This is a genomic window from Pseudomonas parakoreensis (assembly GCF_021602155.1).
GTDB classification, from domain to species: Bacteria; Pseudomonadota; Gammaproteobacteria; order Pseudomonadales; family Pseudomonadaceae; genus Aquipseudomonas; species Aquipseudomonas parakoreensis.
Genome location: NZ_BQHY01000007.1, coordinates 227,009 through 244,027 on the forward strand (window position 1 = coordinate 227,009; position 17,019 = coordinate 244,027).

The following is a 17,019-nucleotide window of genomic DNA, read 5'->3' on the forward strand; positions in this document are numbered from 1 at the left end:
AAAAACATCGGTAAGGTAGGGGTCAGAATTCAAGACCCGCGAGGAGTAGTGATGAGCGAGGCGTTGTCCATCCACCATGACCAGGCTGGTCATCAGTTCGAGACCAATGTGGACGGTCATCGTGCCTACCTGACCTATATGGATCTGGGAAAACAGACCCTGGATATCTACCGCACCTTCGTGCCCAATGCCCTGCGCGGTCGAGGCATCGCGGCAGCGCTGACCGAAAGCGCGCTGCAATACGCCGAGGAAATGGGCTACACGGTGATTCCTTCGTGCTCCTACGTCGAGCGCTACATGGAGCGCCATCAGAAGCGCGCGGCGAAAATCTGATTACCCCCACACACAAAAACGCCGGGCAATGCCCGGCGTTTTTTTATGCCTGCGAAACGCTGATCAGCTGCGCTGACGCTTCGGCAGCACATCCTTGAGCTTGGCGTGCATGCTGCGCAGGGTGTTCTCGGTGGCGGACCAGTCGATGCAGGCATCGGTGATCGACACGCCGTATTGCAGGTCGGCGAGGTCTTTCGGGATGGCCTGACAGCCCCAGTTCAGATGGCTCTCGACCATCAGGCCGATGATCGACTGGTTGCCTTCGAGGATCTGGTTGGCGACGTTCTCCATCACCAGCGGTTGCAGGGCCGGGTCCTTGTTGGAGTTGGCGTGGCTGCAATCGACCATGATGTTCGGCTTGATCTTCGCCTTGTTAAGCGCCTGCTCGCAGAGGGCGACGCTGACCGAATCGTAGTTCGGCTTGCCGTTGCCACCACGCAGCACCACGTGACCGTAGGCATTGCCCTTGGTGGTGACGATCGACACGCCACCTTCCTGGTTGATACCGAGGAAACGGTGCGGGCTGGAAACCGATTGCAAGGCGTTGATCGCCACGGTCAGGCCGCCGTCGGTGCCGTTCTTGAAGCCGACGGCCGAGGACAGGCCGGAAGCCATTTCACGGTGGGTCTGGGATTCGGTGGTACGCGCGCCGATGGCCGACCAACTGATCAGATCCTGCAGGTACTGCGGGGAGATCGGGTCGAGGGCTTCGGTGGCGGTCGGCAGGCCTTTCTCGGCCAGGTCCAGCAGCAACTGGCGACCGATGTGCAGGCCGTCCTGAATCTTGAACGAGTCATCCAGGTACGGATCGTTGATCAGGCCTTTCCAGCCGACAGTGGTCCGTGGCTTCTCGAAATACACACGCATGACCAGGTACAGGGTGTCGGAGACTTCCTCCGCCAGCACCTTGAGGCGGTCGGCGTACTCGTGGGCAGCCTTGATATCGTGGATCGAGCACGGGCCGATCACTACGAACAGACGGTGGTCGGTGCCATCAAGAATGTTGCGAATGACTTCGCGGCCCTTGGTGACGGTGCGCAGGGCAGCGTCGCTCAGAGGGATATCACGCTTGAGCTGATCGGGAGTGATCAGGGTCTCGTTAGAGGCGACGTTTAGGTCGTTGATCGGTAAATCAGCCATCGTTTACTCGTCAGGTCACGGGTGCCGGCCGCCAGCGATCCCCGCGCGGCGGAGCACAGCAGATTTAAGCGCGTCGGGGAGCCGAACCTTAGCGCGTCAGACGCGGCTCGACAATGGGCAAGCGCCGCTTTAATCCAGCACTGGCTGGGCAAAAGCCTTGCGCACGCTGTCGTGGGAGAACTCGTTGGCGTGTTGTTCGACCCATTGCAGGGCCAGCGCCTGAATATCCTGCAAGTCGTCATGGGCCTCGTTCATGCGGCAATAACGTTCGATCTGGCACACCTGTTCGCCCATCCGGGCGCTGAACAACGTCTGCTCATCAGTGAACGCGATCCCCACCAGATAGCCCTTTTTGCGTCGCAGGCACCACGCCACATAGCCCGGAAAACAGAGGTCGGCATTGAGCGTCGGCAGACGCACTTCAAGGGCGGTGCCGTGGCGCCAGGCGCGGTGATAATTGCAAGCGATCCCGCCGAGGCTGATAGTGTGCAGCTGTTGCCTGGAAATACACTCGGGCTTGAGCAAGGTTAATTCAACCGGCACTTCGTCCGGATGAGGAATGAAACGTCCCATGAGCACAGACTCCCTGTGTCGGCCATTTGACATTGTTTCCCCCAGTATAGTGGTCGAATCCGAGCTGACCGATTTCGACGCCGACCAGCGGCTGCTGGCGATGAGCGGTGTTTCGCTGGTGATTTTCACCAGTGTCGGCTGTTCCAGCTGCCGCTATGCCAGAGAAGTGTTGCCCGGGTTCGCGCTGGCGGTCGATCGCCTGTGCTGGATTGATGCCGGCAATAACGGTGGGCTGGTGGAGCGCTATCAGGTCTTTCATTTGCCGGCGCTGTTTGTGGTGCGCGACGGCGAGTTCTTTGGGGCATTGCACACGCGCCTGACCGCCGCTGCGCTGAACGCGGCAGTGGCGCAGGCGTTGAGTCGAATTGCAGAGGAGTTGCCATAGATGGTGGGAGCAGACAGCAAACCGGTGATCGGGATTATCGGCACCGGCGCAATTGGCGGGTTTTACGGTTTGATGCTGGCGCGGGCCGGTTTCGATGTGCACTTTTTACTGCGCAGTGAGTTTTCAGCGGTGGCCGAGCGGGGGTTGCAAGTGGACAGTGCCGTGCATGGCACGCTGACACTGAATCCGGTGCAAGCGTATGCCAGGGCCGAGGACATGCCGGCCTGCGACTGGTTGCTGGTCGGCGCCAAGACCACCAGCAGCGCAGGTCTGGCCCCGGCGATCATTGCCGCGGCCAGGCCCGGCGCGAAAGTGCTGGTGCTGCAAAACGGTCTGGACGTCGAAGACAGCCTGCGCGAGTGGCTGCCCGACTCCCTGCATTTGCTCGGCGGTCTGTGTCTGATCTGCGTGCATCGCGGAGGGCCGGGGCACATCACCCATCAGGCCTTGGGGGCGGTGAACGTCGGCTATCACAGCGGCCCGGCGACGGACGATGCGGCGCGCATGGCGCTCGTTGAAGAGGGCGCCAGTCTGTTCCGCGCCGCGGGCATCGATTCGCAGGCAATGGCCAATCTGCAACAGGCGCGCTGGCAGAAACTGGTGTGGAATATTCCCTACAACGGTCTCTCGGTGCTGCTCGGCGCCGGCACCACGCCGCTGATGGCCGACGCCGACAGTCGCGCGTTGATCCAGGCGCTGATGGCCGAAGTGGTGCAGGGCGCCAGGGCCTGTGGTCATGAAATACCGTCCGGTTATGCCGAATACCTGTTCACAATGACCGAGAAAATGCCCGACTACTGGCCGAGCATGTACCACGATTTTCTGCACAAACGGCCGCTGGAGCTGGAAGCGATTTACGCCCGGCCATTGGCCGCCACCAAGGCGGCAGGATGTGAATTGCCACGAATCGAAGCGTTGTATCGCACGCTGGGTTTCATCGATCGACGCAACACCTGAGTCGGTTTTTTGCGGGAGTGGGGGAAGGCATGGCCAAGAACATCGATGACAAACTGGTGCTGGCGATTTCGTCTCGCGCCTTGTTCGACCTGAGCGAGAGTCACAAGGTCTACCTGTCGAGCGGCGTTGAAGCCTATCGGCAATATCAGATCGAACACGAAGACGAAATCCTCGCCCCCGGCGATGCGTTCCCGCTGGTGGAAAAACTCCTGAGCCTCAACAGCCGCCTCGACCGCGCCCGGGTCGAGGTGATTCTGGTTTCGCGCAACAGTGCCGATACCGGCCTGCGCGCGTTCAACTCGATTCATCACTACGGGCTGGACATTTCCCGGGCGGCCTTCGTCGGCGGACGCAGCCCGTATCCGTATCTCAAGGCCTTTGGCTGTGACCTGTTTCTGTCCACGCACGCCGAGGACGTGCGCGCCGCACTGGATGCCGGATTTGCTGCAGCGACAATTCTGTCTGGTGGCGCCAGCCGTGCCGCGAGTGATGAGTTGCGCATCGCCTTCGACGGTGACGCGGTGTTGTTCTCCGACGAGTCCGAGCGCGTTTATCAGTCCGGCGGGCTGGAGGCGTTCCAGGCCAAGGAACGCGAGTCGGCACGCGAGCCATTGCGCGGTGGGCCGTTCAAAGGATTTCTGGCGGCGCTCAATGCGCTGCAGCGCGAGTTCCCCGAGGCCGACTGCCCGATCCGCACGGCGCTGGTCACCGCGCGTTCGGCACCGGCCCATGAGCGGGTGATCCGCACCTTGCGCGAGTGGGATATCCGCCTCGACGAGTCGCTGTTCCTCGGCGGTCTGACCAAATCGGCATTCCTCGAAGCCTTTGCCGCCGACGTGTTTTTCGACGATCAGGCCGGACACTGCGAGCTCGCCCGTGAAGTGGTCGCCACCGGCCATGTGCCGCATGGCATCAGCAACGAAACGTCGATCTAAAGCCCCTGTGCTTCAAGACGTTGCGTCGTACGTCGTAGTCGCCAAGGCACTGCTAAGCTGAATCAAATCTCCGCCATGTTGGCACGCGAGGAGGTCATATGATTCGTTCGATGCTGTATGCCACTGACCTCGGTCTGTACGCACCGTTAGTGATGCAGCATGCCCTGGCACTGGCGCGGACATTCAATGCCGACTTGTACGTGGTGCATGCAGTGGAGCCCATGGGGCTGTTTGCCGAATCGGTGTTGCAGAGTTATCTCGACGAACAGGCATTGAACGAATTTCACCGTCAGGGTCTGAAAACTGTCATCGCCAGTATCGAGCAACGGGTGCTGGACAGTTTTCGTGAGGAACTGGGGGACGAGGGCGAGCAGGATCTGCAGCGGATTTGCGCGGTTCGGGTGGTGCAGGGCGATCCAGCGCAGGTGATTCTCGACCAGGTGCGGAAACTCTCTGTGGATTTGCTGATCGTAGGCACTCACAGCCACGGCGTAGGGGCGGAAACGCCTTTGGGGCGCACGGCGACCCGGGTTCTGCAATTGGCCAAGGTGCCGGTCTATCTGGTGCCGTTGATGGAGCGTCGGCGCCGGGGGGATCGCTGAAGCGGGAATAATGGCGTTTTGATAAAAAAGTTCTAGATTTATTCATCAAACCATTAATATAGTTATATACCGTCGCTGATGCCCGTGGCGTCTACCTGCTTTGAGGGATACATATGAAGCTTCAACAATTGCGCTACATCTGGGAAGTGGCGCACCACGACCTCAACGTTTCCGCTACCGCCCAAAGCCTTTACACCTCGCAACCGGGTATCAGTAAACAGATCCGCCTGCTGGAAGACGAACTTGGCGTTGAAGTGTTCGCTCGCAGCGGCAAACACCTGACCCGCGTTACCCCGGCCGGCGAGCGCATCATCACCACCGCTGGCGAAATCCTGCGCAAGGTCGAAAGCATCAAGCAGATCGCTCAGGAATTCTCCAACGAGAAGAAAGGCACCCTGTCGATCGCCACCACCCACACCCAGGCACGTTACGCATTGCCGCCGGTGATCAGCAATTTCATCAAGCAATACCCGGACGTGGCGCTGCACATGCACCAAGGGTCGCCGATGCAGATCGCCGAGATGGCCGCTGACGGCACGGTCGATTTCGCCATCGCCACCGAAGCGCTGGAGTTGTTCGGTGATCTGGTGATGATGCCTTGCTATCGCTGGAACCGTTGCGTGGTCGTGCCTCAGGGCCACCCGCTGACCAAGTTGCCGAAGCTGACCCTCGAAGCGCTGGCCGAATACCCGATCGTGACATACGTGTTCGGTTTCACCGGCCGTTCGAAACTCGACGAAGCCTTCAGTCATCGTGGCCTGACGCCGAAAGTGGTGTTTACCGCCGCCGACGCCGACGTGATCAAAACCTACGTGCGTCTGGGTCTGGGTGTGGGCATCGTCGCCAAAATGGCGGTCGACACCAAGCTCGATAACGACCTGGTGGTGCTGGATGCCAGCGAACTGTTCGAGTCGAGCATCACCAAGATCGGTTTCCGTCGCGGTACGTTCCTGCGTGGTTTCATGTGCGACTTCATCGAGAAGTTCGCCCCGCACCTGACCCGCGAAGTGATGGCCAAAGCCATCCAGTGCCACAACAAACAGGAACTGGAAGAGCTGTTCGACGGCGTCGAATTGCCGGTCCACTAAGTCCCCGCCTCAAAGCACCTCGGTGACAGCGAACTGTTGCCGGGTGCCTGCCACCAGAATCTCCACCTCATCGCCCTCGAGCTTGCCCAGCAGGCTTTTGCCCAGCGGCGAGCGTGGGCTGATGACGGTAATCGGCTGACCCACCACATCGACTTTCAGGCCCGCCGCATCCGGGGCCAGGAACAGCCATTGCTCGCGGCCCTTTTCATCTTCCAGACCAAGCAGGGCGCCGATTTCGATGCCGCGATTTTCGTCGTAGGCGCGCAGCTTCAGGTTCTGGCATAGCGCCAGTGACTGGCGGATTTCCTCGACGCGTTTCGCCTGACCCGCCGCCAGATAGGAAGCCTCAAGCCCGAGCGTGTCGTACTTGTTCTCGGCGATGTTCTCTTCGTGGGTCGCGGTTTCGTAAGCGGTCTGCGCGGCGCGCTCGGCGATGTCGAGGTCGACGCGCAGTTTGTCTAGGATCAGTTGGTGGACGGTGTGCTTGTTCATGATCAATCGCAGAATTGCAAAACGTTGGCGCGGCTCTTTTCGCTCGGCGCGGTCTGGTCCTGTTGCAGCCAGAACTGGCATTTCGGATTCGACTGGTTGCGACTGCTGCCGCGAGCCTGATCCAGACGTGCCTGCTGCTCGTTCTTGCGCAGGTTTTCTTCATACTGCTCGAACAGCGGGCTCTGTGGCGGAATGTCCGGTTGTACCTGGACGGCCGCTGGCGGCTTGGCCAGTTGCTGCACGGCCTGGGCAACCGGCGCCAGTTGCTCGGTCAACACAAAACGCGAAATCAGCCAGCAGGTCAGGGCGATGGCCAGAAAGCCCAGCCACATGCCCAGGGCAATGCTGCCGGTCAGTTGCAGCGCGCTAAGCTGAACAGGCAACGGACGACGCGGGTTGGGACGATAGGGCATGGCTGCCTCCTGGCGGATGATTGCGGGCAAGTGGCGATTGTCGCACGAAGATTAATCGCCGTCGGCTCTTCTGCGCGAGGTCATTTATGCGGACAATCAGCGCTTTTGCCAACGGGAGTCTTTGCATGCCGGTACCGAAAACCCGCTGGGATATTTTTTGCACCGTGGTCGACAATTATGGCGACATCGGCGTGACCTGGCGTCTGGCCCGGCAACTGGTGGCCGAACACGGGCTGGCGGTGCGCTTGTGGGTCGATGACCTGCGCGCCTTCGAACGTATCTGCCCCGAGATCGACATCAACCTTGCGCAACAATCGCAGCAGGGCGTCGAGGTGCGGCACTGGCCGAGCGACTGGCCGCAGACGGAGGCGGCGGACGTGGTGATCGCCGCATTTGCCTGCCAACTGCCAACGGCGTACATGGATGCCATGACCGAGCGGCAACAGCCACCACTGTGGATGAACCTCGATTACCTCAGCGCCGAAGACTGGGTTATCGGCTGTCACGGTTTGCCGTCGGTGAAGTACAAGTCGGTACAGAAATTCTTTTTCTTTCCCGGATTTCAGCCGGGGACGGGCGGCTTGCTGCGTGAAAGCGGTCTGCTTGAGCGGCGTCGGCAATTTCAGCAGGATGCAGTTGCGCAGCGACAATTCCTGCAAAACCTGGGCGTCGATCGAGCAGCGGACGCACAGCTGATCTCGTTGTTCGCCTATGAAAATGCCGGGCTGGCCAGTTGGCTGGACGTGCTGGCGGCCGATAGCACGCCGACCCATTTACTGGTGCCGGAAGGACGGATTCTCGGTGATGTCGCACGTTGGCTCGGGGTCGACTCTCTGGCCGTTGGTGACCTGAACGTGCGTCAGGCGCTGACGGTGCAGGTGCTGCCGTTCGTTCGTCAGGATCAATACGATCAGTTGTTGTGGTGCTGCGACTTCAACGCAGTGCGCGGAGAAGACTCGTTCGTCCGTGCACAGTGGGCCGGGCGGCCGATGCTCTGGCACATCTATCAGCAGGATGAAGACATCCATCTGGACAAGCTCGACGCCTTTCTTGCGTTGTATACGAAAGGGCTTTCGCCGGCCGCTGCCGAGGCGATGAACGGTCTGTGGCGGGCCTGGAGTGCCGGGCAACCGATCGGCGAGCACTGGCTCAAGGCCCGTAAACACTGGCCAGAACTGCAGGAAAACGCCGAGGCGTGGTGTCTGGAACAAGGCTTGCAGGCGGATCTTGCCACGGCGCTGGTACAGTTTTACCTAAATTGGATATGATACGCGGCCTAGATTTTTGTAAATCCCATCCAAATTCGGATATTCGCAATGAAAACTGGTAAAGAACTCAAACCCGGTACCGTGATCCGTATCGACAACGATCCTTGGCTGGTTCAGAAAGCTGAATTCACCAAGTCGGGCCGTAACAGCGCGATCATGAAGACCAAGCTGAAGAACCTGCTGACCGGTTACAAGACCGAAACCGTTTACGGTGCGGACGACAAGCTGGACGACGTGATCCTGGATCGTAAAGAAGCCACCCTGTCTTTCATCAGCGGTGACACCTACACGTTCATGGACACCACTGACTACACCATGTACGAGCTGAACGCCGAAGACATCGAAAGCGTTCTGCCTTTCGTTGAAGAAGGCATGACCGACGTTTGCGAAGCCGTGTTCTTCGAAGAGCGTCTGGTGTCCGTAGAGCTGCCGACCACCATCGTGCGTCAGGTTGACTACACCGAAGGTTCCGCTCGCGGTGACACTTCCGGCAAGGTGATGAAGCCTGCCAAACTGAAGAACGGTACCGAACTGTCGGTGGCTGACTTCATCGAAATCGGCGACATGATCGAGATCGATACCCGCGAAGGCGGTTCCTACAAAGGCCGTGCCAAATAAGCACTGCTTTTCGCGGAAAGAAAAAGCCCGACCATTGTGTCGGGCTTTTTTGTGCCTGATGAAAATTACTTCTTCAGGTGCTGTTTCAGTTCTTCCGAAGCCTGCAGCATCGCCGAACGCACCGCCGGTACTTGGCTGACCACGTTGAGCAAACCGTAGTCGTGGATCATGCCGTTGTAGCGCACTGAGGTCACCGGCACGCCGGCTTCGTCGAGTTTACGGGCGTAGGCTTCACCTTCGTCACGCAGCACGTCGGCCTCGGCGGTCTGGACCAGTGCAGGCGGCAGACCTTTCAATTGCGCGGTGGTTGCACGCAGCGGCGAGGCGTAGATCTCGTTGCGCTGATTGGTGTCGGTGGTGTAGTTGTCCCAGAACCACTTCATCATGTTGCGGGTGAGGAAGTGCCCCTCGGCATACTGGTTATACGAACCGGTGTCGAAATTGGCATCGGTTACCGGCCACAGCAGTACCTGAAATTTGATCGCCGGGGTGCCTTTGTCTTTGGCCATCAAGGCGACGACTGCGGCCATGTTGCCACCGACGCTGTTGCCCGCCACCGCCAGACGCTTGCCGTCGACGTTGATCTCTTTGCCGTGTTCGGCCACCCATTTGGTCGCGGCGTAAGCCTGGTTGATCGCTATCGGGTAATGCGCTTCCGGCGAAGGGGTGTAATTGACGAACACCGCCGCAGCCCCCGAACCGACCACCAGATCCCGCACCAGACGTTCGTGGGTCGGGAAATCCCCCAGCACCCAGCCACCGCCGTGGAAGAACATGAACACCGGAAGCTCGCCCTTGACCCCGGCCGGCCGGACGATGGTCAGGCTCAACGGTTGGCCATCGACCTGAATAGTCTTCTCGCTGACGTCCGCTTTGGGCAGCGTCAGTTTGACCCCGGACTGCGCGCCTGTCAGCACGGCGCGGGCATCCTTGGGTGTCAGCTGTTCCATCGGTTTGCCAGTGCCGGCATTCAGTACATCGAGGAATGCCTGGGTGTTGTGTTCAACCTCCCCGGCAAATGCGCTCTGGATGGACAGGGCGAGAAGGGTACCGGTCAAGACTTTGCTGAAAGTGTTCATGTTCATTTCCTGTACGGGCCTGAGTGTCAGTGATTACACGGTGACGTGCAGACGCACATCGACGTTGCCGCGAGTGGCGTTGGAGTACGGGCAGACCTGGTGGGCAGCGTCGACCAGGCTTTGTGCGTCAGCCTGTTCCAGGCCCGGCAGATTAATGTGCAGATCGATGTCCAGACCGAAACCACCAGGAATCTGACCGATACCGACGTGGGCGGTGATCGAGGCGTCGTCCGGGATTTTGCGTTTGGTCTGACTGGCAACGAATTTCAGCGCGCCGATGAAGCAGGCCGAGTAGCCGGCAGCGAACAGTTGCTCAGGGTTGGTGGCCGCGCCGCCGGCACCGCCGAGTTCTTTCGGGGTGGCGAGTTTGACGTCAAGGACGTTGTCGCTGGAGATCGCACGACCATCACGGCCGCCAGTGGAGGTTGCGATTGCGGTGTAGAGCGTTTGCATGGTGTGAGCCTCTTCAAGTGTGATTGTTGCGCTAATTGTTTGCGCGCTAACTAGGTGCGAAGTAAATGTACTTCGCTAATATTTAGCGCGCAAGATAAATTTTTGAAGAAAGCGTGATCGGCACTTGGATTGGGCAGTGTCGTGACCTCAAGCGTTTGATATGGAAGGTTTTTTTAACGTGAAACGAGAGAAAAAATTTTTCGGGGGATAAGCGGGGGGGACGGTGCGATTCGCCTGCAGACGCAAGGCTGCGCCCACAGGGAAGGGGAGTCTTAAGCGAGGCTGTCCTGCAAATGTCCACGCAATGCCTGCAATTCAGCTTGCAGGTTTTGCAGGCGCTGCAGCGTGAAGCCACTGGCCCCCAAGATGCATTGAGGCACGGTTCGGGCCTTGTCTTTCAGGGCGCTCCCCTGTGCAGTCAGTTCAACGATCACCACGCGTTCATCCTCACGGCTGCGGGTTCGGCTGAGCAAACCCTCACCTTCCAGCCGCTTGAGCAGCGGGGTCAGCGAGCCCGGATCGGTCAGCAGGCGCGTGCTGATTTCTCCGACGGTCAAACCGTCCTTCTCCCACAACACCATCATCGCCAGGTATTGCGGATACGTCAGGCCAAGCGCTTGCAACAGCGGCTTGTAGACCTTGGTCATCATCAGCGAAGTGGAATGCAGGGCGAAGCAGGCCTGATTGTCGAGCAGCAGGTCTTCGCAGTGGTCGGTGGCGTCGCGGTCGGTGGTCATGTCAGTGCCTTGAACGGTGATGCAGATGAATCTAGCGCTCGAATCTTTAATGCGCCAGACAATTGTGCCTGGTGGCGGATCGGTCAGTGCCGGCCCAGTTCACGTTGCAGCGCCAGATCCCACGGCGGCACGGGGCTGAAACGGGTCTTGAGGTATTCCAGCAGCAGGCGGCTGCGGGAGCTGGCCTGCTGTTCCAGCCGCAGCGCATAGATGCCGGTGCTCTCCGGTTTTGGCAGGCCGTTTTCACAGAACAGCGGCAGCAACTCGCCACGTAACAGGTATTCGCTGGCCAGCCAGGTGGGTAGATGCGCGATCCCGAGTCCCGCAAGCGCTCCGCAAACCAACGCCTCAGCGTTGTTGGCGCTCATGCGCACCCGCGCCGGGCGGTGCAATTGCATCTGCCCGTTTTGCTCGAAACGCCAGGCGAAGGGCGGGGCGAGGCCGTCCCAATCGAGGCCGTCATGCTCGCTCAATTGTGCGGGTTCGCTCGGCACGCCCCGGCGCTTGAGATAGTCGGGGCTGGCGCAGGCGATGCGCACCATGCTCGCCAAAGGAGTGGCCACCAGCCGGGTGTCGGCCATCTGCCCGGCACGCAATACCAGGTCGACCTTGCCCAGGTTTGAACCGTCCATGTCGACGAAGCTGTCGATCAGATGCACTTGCACATCCAGCCCCGGATACAGCACCAGAAAATCGGCAATCACCGGCGCCAGATGTCGGCGCCCGAACGCCGCTGGCGCATCCACCCGAATCAGCCCCTCCGGCGCGCTGCTCAGAGACACCGCTTCAGCCCGCGCCAATTGCAGCTCGGCAACGATTCGCCGCGCCCGTTCGGCAAACGCCAGCCCGGCCGGCGTGGCGCGCACCGCATGAGTGCTGCGGATAAACAGCTGGCTGCCGACGGCGCTCTCCAGACTGTCGATGCGTCGGGCGACGGCGGATGGCGTCAGCGGATGTCGACGCGAAGCCGCAGAAAAGCTCCCGCTCTCCAGCACATCGAGAAACAGCCCCAGTTGTTCGGTCAATTGATTGGGATTCATGAACCAGCTCAGTGCCTATGCGGTTTTGGCACAGCCATTGTGCGTTGCTGTGCGTTTCCCCGCCAGTCACGACTGCGTAGGATGGATCGCCTGACGGATGAGGACATCGCTGTGATCGAGTTTTTGCTGTACCTGCTGTTTGGCGCCGCCTTGGGGACATTGGGCGGAATATTCGGTATTGGTGGCGGGCTGATCGCCATTCCGCTGCTGGGCGTGTGGTTCGGCCTCGATCAACAGATCGCCCAAGGCACGGCGCTGGTGATGGTCGTGCCGAACGTGATGCTGGCGCTGTGGCGTTATCACCAGCGTAACCGCATCGAACTGCGCCACGCGCTGCCGCTGGCGATCATGGGTTTTTGCTTTGCGTGGATCGGTTCGATCTGGGCGGTGGGCATTGATGCGCAAACCATGCGTATCGGTTTTGTCGCTTTCCTCGTGGTGCTCTCGGCGTACAACCTGCTGAAGATGTTCGGCAAAAAGCCGGCAGTGAGCTCAGAGATGCGTTACTCATGGCCATGGCTGGGTGTGCTTGGCGCGGCGTCCGGAACCATGGGCGGTCTGTTCGGTGTCGGCGGGGCCGTGGTGGCGACGCCGGTCCTCACCAGTCTGTTCGGTACTAGCCAAGTGGTCGCTCAAGGCCTGTCGCTGGCACTGGCGCTGCCCAGCACCGGCGTGACCCTGGTGACCTATGCGGTGCATCACGAGGTCGACTGGATGATCGGCCTGCCCCTGGCCATCGGCGGTCTGGCGAGCATCAGTTGGGGCGTCAAAGTCGCCCACGCCATGCCGGAAAAATTGCTGCGCGGGCTGTTCTGCGGTTTCCTGGTGCTGTGTGCGGTGATGCTCGCGTTTAAAGTTTGAAGCCTTCGACGATGTGCTCGGCCAGGCATTCGGTGATCGGCGACGGGTTGTTCAGGTTGCGGATCAGCATGATGCTGGCCTCGGGCAGCAGCGGCAGGTCTTCGTTGGCACCGAGAATGCGCATGTCCGGGGTGATCAGGCTTTCCAGTTGCGCGGTAATCGCCAGACCCGCGCTCACCACCGCCATCAGTGCCGACAGGCTGGTGCTGTTGTAGGCGATGCGGTAATCGCGGCCCATCGCGTCGAGCGCATTGCAGGCCCACAAGCGGCAGAAACAATCACTGTTGAACATCGCCAGCGGCAGCGGCGTCTGCTCGTGCGCGCTGAAGTTTTGCGCCTCGGCCCAGACAAAACGCTCCTTGCGCAGCAACTGGCCGATCTCGTTGCCCGGCTCGCGGGTGACGATCGACAAGTCCAGATCGGTGCGCTGCAACAGCTGTTTGCTGGACTCGCAATGCACTTCGATCTGGATCAGCGGGTAGAACTGCGCGAACCGCGACAGGATCCCCGGCAGAAACCGCATCACGTAATCGTCCGGCGTACCGATGCGCACAGTGCCGACCATGTGCGGCTCGCGCAGGGTGTTGAACACTTCGCTGTGTAATTTCAGGATGCGCCGCGCATAACCCAACAACACCTGGCCTTCGGCGGTCAGGCGTACCTGGCGGCCGTCGCGCTCGAACAGCTGACGCTGCAACACGTCTTCTTCCAGACGTTTCATCTGCATGCTCACCGCCGATTGCGTGCGGTTGACCATTTCGCCGGCGCGGGTAAAACCGCCCTGATCGGCAATCGCGACGAAGGTGCGCAGGACATCGGTATCGATACTGGGGTAGGCCGACAATTGATGAATCTCCGTGATGAATGCCATCAGAAACATTCGTTGGATTGATCTTAGCGCCAGCGCGAGACTTGAGCCATCCACAAGGAGGGCAACACGATGAAAGGTCAAAGAGAGTATGTAGACGACACAAAATTTTCCGGCCACGGCCATATCGTTTCCGATCTGCTGCACAGGTTCAGCCGCTGGTACGAACTGCACCGTGAGCGCGAGTTGCTCGCCAGTCTGAGTGATGAAGCGCTGAAGGACATCGGGGTCAGTCGGGCCGACGTCGAACACGAGGCGATTCGGCCGTTCTGGGACGATCCGATGCATAAATGATCGGCGCCTTACTACACAAACCACTTTCAGGTGAGGTAGGTTGCGAGCAGACAAGGAGATGCTCATGCCCGCGACTCTGGCCTTTTCTCTCAAACAGGCGCGACGTCTGGCGCTGGCCGCCCAAGGATTCAACGGGCGCCAGCCGCCAACCGTCAAGGCGCCGCAACTTAACCGGCTGATCGAACGGCTGGGCCTGCTGCAGATCGACTCCGTCAACGCCGTGGTGCGCTCGCACTACCTGCCGCTGTTTTCCCGTTTGGGTTCCTATTCCGCTGATTTGCTCGATCAGGCCGCCTGGAGTTCGGGACGACGTCGCACGTTGTTCGAGTACTGGGGCCATGAGGCATCGTTGTTGCCATTGGCCATGTATCCGTTGATGGGTTGGCGCATGCAGCGGGCGAGGAATGGCAGAGACATTTATCAGCAACTGGCAAAGTTTGGTCTGGAGCAGCAGAGCGTTGTGCGCCGGGTCTTGAGTGCGGTCGAGGAGCGCGGTGCATTGGGTGCCGGCAGTCTGTCGACCCGCGAGGACAAGGCCGGGCAGTGGTGGGACTGGAGCGCGGAAAAGCATGCGCTGGAGTGGCTGTTTGCCGCGGGTGAAGTGACCGTGGCCGGTCGTCGCGGTTTTGAGCGTTTGTATGATTTGCCGGAGCGGGTCATTCCCTCCTCGATTCTGCAACAAGCGTTACCTGACGAGGCGCAAGCGCAGTGTGGTTTGTTGCTGCACGCGGCGCAGGCGCTCGGCGTCGGCACGGAAAAGGATCTGCGGGATTATTTCCGCTTGAATCCGTCTGATGCGCGACCGCGTCTGGCGGAACTGGTCGAGGACGGGCAGTTGCAGACCTGTGAAGTCACCGGTTGGCGACAGATCGCCTACTGCCTGCCGGAACCGAAGGTGCCGCGCAAAGTGGTTGCCAGTGCACTGTTGTCGCCGTTCGATTCGTTGATCTGGGAACGCAGTCGCACCGAGCGGCTGTTTGATTTCCGCTATCGGTTGGAGATCTACACGCCGCAGGACAAGCGTGTTTACGGCTATTACGTGCTGCCTTTCCTGCACAACGAACGGATTGCCGCGCGAGTCGATCTGCGCGCCGAACGAGCGTCGGGGCGCCTGGCGGTGCACGCGGTGCATGAGGAAGTGCCGGGGCTGGATGAAGAGGGGATGCTGGCGCTGGCGTTGAATCTGCGGCAGATGGCCGATTGGCTGAGGCTTGCGCGGGTGCAGCTTAATTGTCAGCGCGAGAGTGCGGCGCGGTTGCGGGTGGCGTTGGCGCAAATTGAGGGTGCCTGAACCGACCTCATCGCCAGCAGGCTGGCTCCCACAGAGATCTCTGGGTGATCTTGATCCTTGTAGGAGCTGCCGAAGGCTGCGATCTTTTGATTTTTTAAATCAAGATCAAAAGATCGCAGCCTTCGGCAGCTCCTACAGGGATAGAGGTCAATCCATGCCTGTTGGCGATGGGGCGACTCGGTCTAGCGGCGGACCTGTTTCAGGGTTTCCGCAATCAAAAACGCCAGTTCCAGCGACTGATCGGCATTCATCCGCGGATCGCAGTGGGTGTGATAACGATCCGACAACCCGTCTTCCGTGATCGGCCGCGCGCCACCAATGCACTCGGTGACATTCTGCCCGGTCATCTCGATATGAATCCCGCCGGCATAAGTGCCTTCGGCTTCGTGCACCTGGAAGAACTGTTTCACCTCACCCAGGATCTGCGCGAAGTCGCGGGTCTTGTAGCCGCTGCTGGCCTTGATCGTGTTGCCGTGCATCGGGTCGGAGCTCCACAACACCTGCTTGCCTTCACGCTGTACCGCGCGGATCAGCGCCGGCAGGTGATCGCCGACCTTGTTCGCGCCCATCCGCGCAATCAGGTTCAGGCGGCCGGGATCGTTGTCCGGGTTGAGCACGTCGATCAGGCGAATCAGGTCGTCCGGGTTCATGCTCGGGCCGACTTTGACGCCAATCGGGTTGTTCACCCCGCGCAGGAATTCGACGTGAGCACCGTCGAGCTGACGAGTACGGTCACCGATCCACAGCATGTGCGCCGAACAATCGTAATAATCGTTGGTCAGGCTGTCGCGACGCACGAACGCTTCTTCGTAGTTCAGCAACAGTGCCTCGTGAGCGGTGAAGAAACTGGTTTCGCGCAGTTGCGGCGAGCTGTCCATGCCGCAGGCGCGCATGAATGCGAGGGTCTCATCGATGCGGTCGGCGAGGTGGCTGTATTTCTCGGCCAGTGCCGAGTTGGCGATGAAATCCAGGTTCCACTTGTGCACCTGATGCAGGTCGGCGAAGCCGCCCTGGGCGAAGGCGCGCAACAGGTTCAGGGTAGCGGTGGACTGGTGATAGGACTGCAGCAGGCGCTCCGGATCCGGCACGCGGCTCTTTTCGTCAAAACCGATGCCGTTGACGATGTCGCCACGGTAGGCGGGCAGGGTCACGCCGTCGAGGGTTTCGTCGTTGGCAGAGCGCGGCTTGGCGAACTGACCGGCCATGCGCCCGACCTTGACCACCGGGCAACCGGCGGCGAAGGTCATGACGATCGCCATTTGCAGCAACACTTTGAAGGTGTCGCGAATCTTCGCTGCCGAGAACTCGGCAAAGCTTTCCGCGCAATCGCCGCCCTGCAACAGGAACGCCCGGCCCTGAGTGACCTCGGCAAACTGGCGGCGCAGCTCGCGCGCTTCACCAGCAAACACCAGCGGCGGATAGCTGGCCAGGGTCTGCTCGACCTGGCGCAGATGCGCGGCGTCGGGGTATTGGGGTTGTTGCTGGATCGGCAGGGCGCGCCAGCTGTCAGGACTCCAGGGTTGGCTCATCACGGTCTCTAATGGGTTCTACGCACGGGAAGGCCATGGTAGCAGCAATTAGTGCGTGACCTG

The 17,019-nt window shown here is 60.2% G+C and carries 21 protein-coding genes; 11 read left to right on the top strand and 10 right to left on the bottom strand.

Annotated features, from left to right (window positions below; all coding sequences use genetic code 11):
- Positions 1-51: 51 nt before the first annotated feature.
- Positions 52-333, top strand: coding sequence for a GNAT family N-acetyltransferase (locus L6D63_RS13250; protein WP_025113131.1), 282 nt, complete (start codon positions 52-54; stop codon positions 331-333).
- A gap of 63 nt (positions 334-396) precedes the next feature.
- Here L6D63_RS13250 and L6D63_RS13255 read toward each other — a convergent pair whose 3' ends face one another.
- Together L6D63_RS13255 and L6D63_RS13260 are read right to left on the bottom strand one after the other, a co-directional pair.
- Positions 397-1,473, bottom strand: a complete 1,077-nt coding sequence (locus L6D63_RS13255) for a 3-deoxy-7-phosphoheptulonate synthase (protein ID WP_003226802.1) — start codon at positions 1,471-1,473, stop codon at positions 397-399.
- A gap of 129 nt (positions 1,474-1,602) precedes the next feature.
- Positions 1,603-2,046 (bottom strand): PilZ domain-containing protein, encoded by a 444-nt coding sequence (locus tag L6D63_RS13260; protein WP_041069521.1) that lies wholly within the window; start codon positions 2,044-2,046, stop codon positions 1,603-1,605.
- On the opposite strand from L6D63_RS13260, the gene L6D63_RS13265 reads away from it, so the two are divergent.
- The 5 genes from L6D63_RS13265 (at position 2,045) to cysB (ending at position 6,013) form a co-directional block, all read left to right on the top strand.
- Positions 2,045-2,431: a thioredoxin family protein gene (locus tag L6D63_RS13265; RefSeq protein WP_131671647.1), complete on the top strand. Its 387-nt coding sequence runs from the start codon at positions 2,045-2,047 to the stop codon at positions 2,429-2,431. The two genes, L6D63_RS13260 and L6D63_RS13265, sit on opposite strands and share 2 nt — an antisense overlap.
- On the top strand, positions 2,432-3,388 hold the full coding sequence (locus L6D63_RS13270; RefSeq protein ID WP_131671646.1) for a putative 2-dehydropantoate 2-reductase: 957 nt from the start codon (positions 2,432-2,434) through the stop codon (positions 3,386-3,388).
- A gap of 29 nt (positions 3,389-3,417) precedes the next feature.
- A complete protein-coding gene (locus L6D63_RS13275; RefSeq protein WP_095668653.1) occupies positions 3,418-4,323 on the top strand; it encodes a 5'-nucleotidase in 906 nt (301 codons plus the stop codon).
- 98 nt (positions 4,324-4,421) lie between these two features.
- Complete coding sequence (locus L6D63_RS13280) at positions 4,422-4,925, top strand: universal stress protein (protein WP_095668654.1); 504 nt, start codon at positions 4,422-4,424, stop codon at positions 4,923-4,925.
- A 113-nt stretch (positions 4,926-5,038) separates the two neighbouring features.
- Positions 5,039-6,013, top strand: coding sequence for an HTH-type transcriptional regulator CysB (gene cysB / locus L6D63_RS13285; RefSeq protein ID WP_007908591.1), 975 nt, complete (start codon positions 5,039-5,041; stop codon positions 6,011-6,013).
- Between the two features lie 9 nt (positions 6,014-6,022).
- On the opposite strand, the gene L6D63_RS13290 is transcribed toward cysB, so the two are convergent.
- Together L6D63_RS13290 and L6D63_RS13295 are read right to left on the bottom strand one after the other, a co-directional pair.
- Complete coding sequence (locus L6D63_RS13290) at positions 6,023-6,505, bottom strand: GreA/GreB family elongation factor (RefSeq protein ID WP_131671645.1); 483 nt, start codon at positions 6,503-6,505, stop codon at positions 6,023-6,025.
- Between the two features lie 2 nt (positions 6,506-6,507).
- Positions 6,508-6,918 (bottom strand): hypothetical protein, encoded by a 411-nt coding sequence (locus L6D63_RS13295; protein ID WP_041069540.1) that lies wholly within the window; start codon positions 6,916-6,918, stop codon positions 6,508-6,510.
- Between the two features lie 125 nt (positions 6,919-7,043).
- Between L6D63_RS13295 and earP the strand changes: the two genes are divergently transcribed.
- On the top strand, positions 7,044-8,186 hold the full coding sequence (gene earP, locus L6D63_RS13300; protein ID WP_131671644.1) for an elongation factor P maturation arginine rhamnosyltransferase EarP: 1,143 nt from the start codon (positions 7,044-7,046) through the stop codon (positions 8,184-8,186).
- A gap of 48 nt (positions 8,187-8,234) precedes the next feature.
- A complete protein-coding gene (locus L6D63_RS13305) occupies positions 8,235-8,804 on the top strand; it encodes an elongation factor P (RefSeq protein ID WP_003226785.1) in 570 nt (189 codons plus the stop codon).
- Positions 8,805-8,869: 65 nt separating this feature from the next.
- Here L6D63_RS13305 and L6D63_RS13310 read toward each other — a convergent pair whose 3' ends face one another.
- From L6D63_RS13310 to L6D63_RS13325, 4 genes are all read right to left on the bottom strand, one after another.
- Entirely contained in the window at positions 8,870-9,883 is a 1,014-nt protein-coding gene (locus tag L6D63_RS13310) for an alpha/beta hydrolase (RefSeq protein WP_131671643.1), read from the bottom strand.
- Positions 9,884-9,916: 33 nt separating this feature from the next.
- Positions 9,917-10,336, bottom strand: coding sequence for an organic hydroperoxide resistance protein (locus L6D63_RS13315; RefSeq protein ID WP_105343275.1), 420 nt, complete (start codon positions 10,334-10,336; stop codon positions 9,917-9,919).
- Positions 10,337-10,608: 272 nt separating this feature from the next.
- Positions 10,609-11,073, bottom strand: a complete 465-nt coding sequence (locus L6D63_RS13320) for a MarR family winged helix-turn-helix transcriptional regulator (protein WP_131671642.1) — start codon at positions 11,071-11,073, stop codon at positions 10,609-10,611.
- Between the two features lie 83 nt (positions 11,074-11,156).
- Positions 11,157-12,113: a LysR family transcriptional regulator gene (locus tag L6D63_RS13325; RefSeq protein ID WP_131671641.1), complete on the bottom strand. Its 957-nt coding sequence runs from the start codon at positions 12,111-12,113 to the stop codon at positions 11,157-11,159.
- A 111-nt stretch (positions 12,114-12,224) separates the two neighbouring features.
- Here L6D63_RS13325 and L6D63_RS13330 point away from each other — a divergent pair, with 111 nt between their 5' ends.
- Entirely contained in the window at positions 12,225-12,974 is a 750-nt protein-coding gene (locus L6D63_RS13330) for a sulfite exporter TauE/SafE family protein (protein ID WP_179295022.1), read from the top strand.
- On the opposite strand, the gene L6D63_RS13335 is transcribed toward L6D63_RS13330, so the two are convergent.
- Positions 12,964-13,818 carry a LysR substrate-binding domain-containing protein gene (locus tag L6D63_RS13335; RefSeq protein ID WP_047295460.1) on the bottom strand — a complete coding sequence of 285 codons (855 nt, stop codon included), beginning with the start codon at positions 13,816-13,818 and terminating at the stop codon, positions 12,964-12,966. The genes L6D63_RS13330 and L6D63_RS13335 overlap by 11 nt on opposite strands.
- A 96-nt stretch (positions 13,819-13,914) precedes the next feature.
- Between L6D63_RS13335 and L6D63_RS13340 the strand changes: the two genes are divergently transcribed.
- Positions 13,915-14,136, top strand: coding sequence for a DUF1127 domain-containing protein (locus tag L6D63_RS13340; RefSeq protein ID WP_047295457.1), 222 nt, complete (start codon positions 13,915-13,917; stop codon positions 14,134-14,136).
- Between the two features lie 64 nt (positions 14,137-14,200).
- Positions 14,201-15,427, top strand: coding sequence for a winged helix-turn-helix domain-containing protein (locus tag L6D63_RS13345; RefSeq protein WP_131671640.1), 1,227 nt, complete (start codon positions 14,201-14,203; stop codon positions 15,425-15,427).
- A 182-nt stretch (positions 15,428-15,609) separates the two neighbouring features.
- Here L6D63_RS13345 and L6D63_RS13350 read toward each other — a convergent pair whose 3' ends face one another.
- Positions 15,610-16,956, bottom strand: a complete 1,347-nt coding sequence (locus L6D63_RS13350; RefSeq protein ID WP_041069567.1) for a class II 3-deoxy-7-phosphoheptulonate synthase — start codon at positions 16,954-16,956, stop codon at positions 15,610-15,612.
- Positions 16,957-17,019: the final 63 nt, after the last annotated feature.

What these genes read in the sequence shown, in the direction of transcription:
- L6D63_RS13250 (WP_025113131.1), top strand. Translation starts at nt 52, where the DNA reads ATGAGCGAGGCGTTGTCCATCCACCATGACCAGGCTGGTCATCAGTTC.
- L6D63_RS13255 (WP_003226802.1), bottom strand. Translation starts at nt 1,473, where the DNA reads ATGGCTGATTTACCGATCAACGACCTAAACGTCGCCTCTAACGAGACC.
- L6D63_RS13265 (WP_131671647.1), top strand. Translation starts at nt 2,045, where the DNA reads ATGAGCACAGACTCCCTGTGTCGGCCATTTGACATTGTTTCCCCCAGT.
- L6D63_RS13260 (WP_041069521.1), bottom strand. Translation starts at nt 2,046, where the DNA reads ATGGGACGTTTCATTCCTCATCCGGACGAAGTGCCGGTTGAATTAACC.
- L6D63_RS13270 (WP_131671646.1), top strand. Translation starts at nt 2,432, where the DNA reads ATGGTGGGAGCAGACAGCAAACCGGTGATCGGGATTATCGGCACCGGC.
- L6D63_RS13275 (WP_095668653.1), top strand. Translation starts at nt 3,418, where the DNA reads ATGGCCAAGAACATCGATGACAAACTGGTGCTGGCGATTTCGTCTCGC.
- L6D63_RS13280 (WP_095668654.1), top strand. Translation starts at nt 4,422, where the DNA reads ATGATTCGTTCGATGCTGTATGCCACTGACCTCGGTCTGTACGCACCG.
- cysB (WP_007908591.1), top strand. Translation starts at nt 5,039, where the DNA reads ATGAAGCTTCAACAATTGCGCTACATCTGGGAAGTGGCGCACCACGAC.
- L6D63_RS13290 (WP_131671645.1), bottom strand. Translation starts at nt 6,505, where the DNA reads ATGAACAAGCACACCGTCCACCAACTGATCCTAGACAAACTGCGCGTC.
- L6D63_RS13295 (WP_041069540.1), bottom strand. Translation starts at nt 6,918, where the DNA reads ATGCCCTATCGTCCCAACCCGCGTCGTCCGTTGCCTGTTCAGCTTAGC.
- earP (WP_131671644.1), top strand. Translation starts at nt 7,044, where the DNA reads ATGCCGGTACCGAAAACCCGCTGGGATATTTTTTGCACCGTGGTCGAC.
- L6D63_RS13305 (WP_003226785.1), top strand. Translation starts at nt 8,235, where the DNA reads ATGAAAACTGGTAAAGAACTCAAACCCGGTACCGTGATCCGTATCGAC.
- L6D63_RS13310 (WP_131671643.1), bottom strand. Translation starts at nt 9,883, where the DNA reads ATGAACACTTTCAGCAAAGTCTTGACCGGTACCCTTCTCGCCCTGTCC.
- L6D63_RS13315 (WP_105343275.1), bottom strand. Translation starts at nt 10,336, where the DNA reads ATGCAAACGCTCTACACCGCAATCGCAACCTCCACTGGCGGCCGTGAT.
- L6D63_RS13320 (WP_131671642.1), bottom strand. Translation starts at nt 11,073, where the DNA reads ATGACCACCGACCGCGACGCCACCGACCACTGCGAAGACCTGCTGCTC.
- L6D63_RS13325 (WP_131671641.1), bottom strand. Translation starts at nt 12,113, where the DNA reads ATGAATCCCAATCAATTGACCGAACAACTGGGGCTGTTTCTCGATGTG.
- L6D63_RS13340 (WP_047295457.1), top strand. Translation starts at nt 13,915, where the DNA reads ATGAAAGGTCAAAGAGAGTATGTAGACGACACAAAATTTTCCGGCCAC.
- L6D63_RS13345 (WP_131671640.1), top strand. Translation starts at nt 14,201, where the DNA reads ATGCCCGCGACTCTGGCCTTTTCTCTCAAACAGGCGCGACGTCTGGCG.
- L6D63_RS13350 (WP_041069567.1), bottom strand. Translation starts at nt 16,956, where the DNA reads ATGAGCCAACCCTGGAGTCCTGACAGCTGGCGCGCCCTGCCGATCCAG.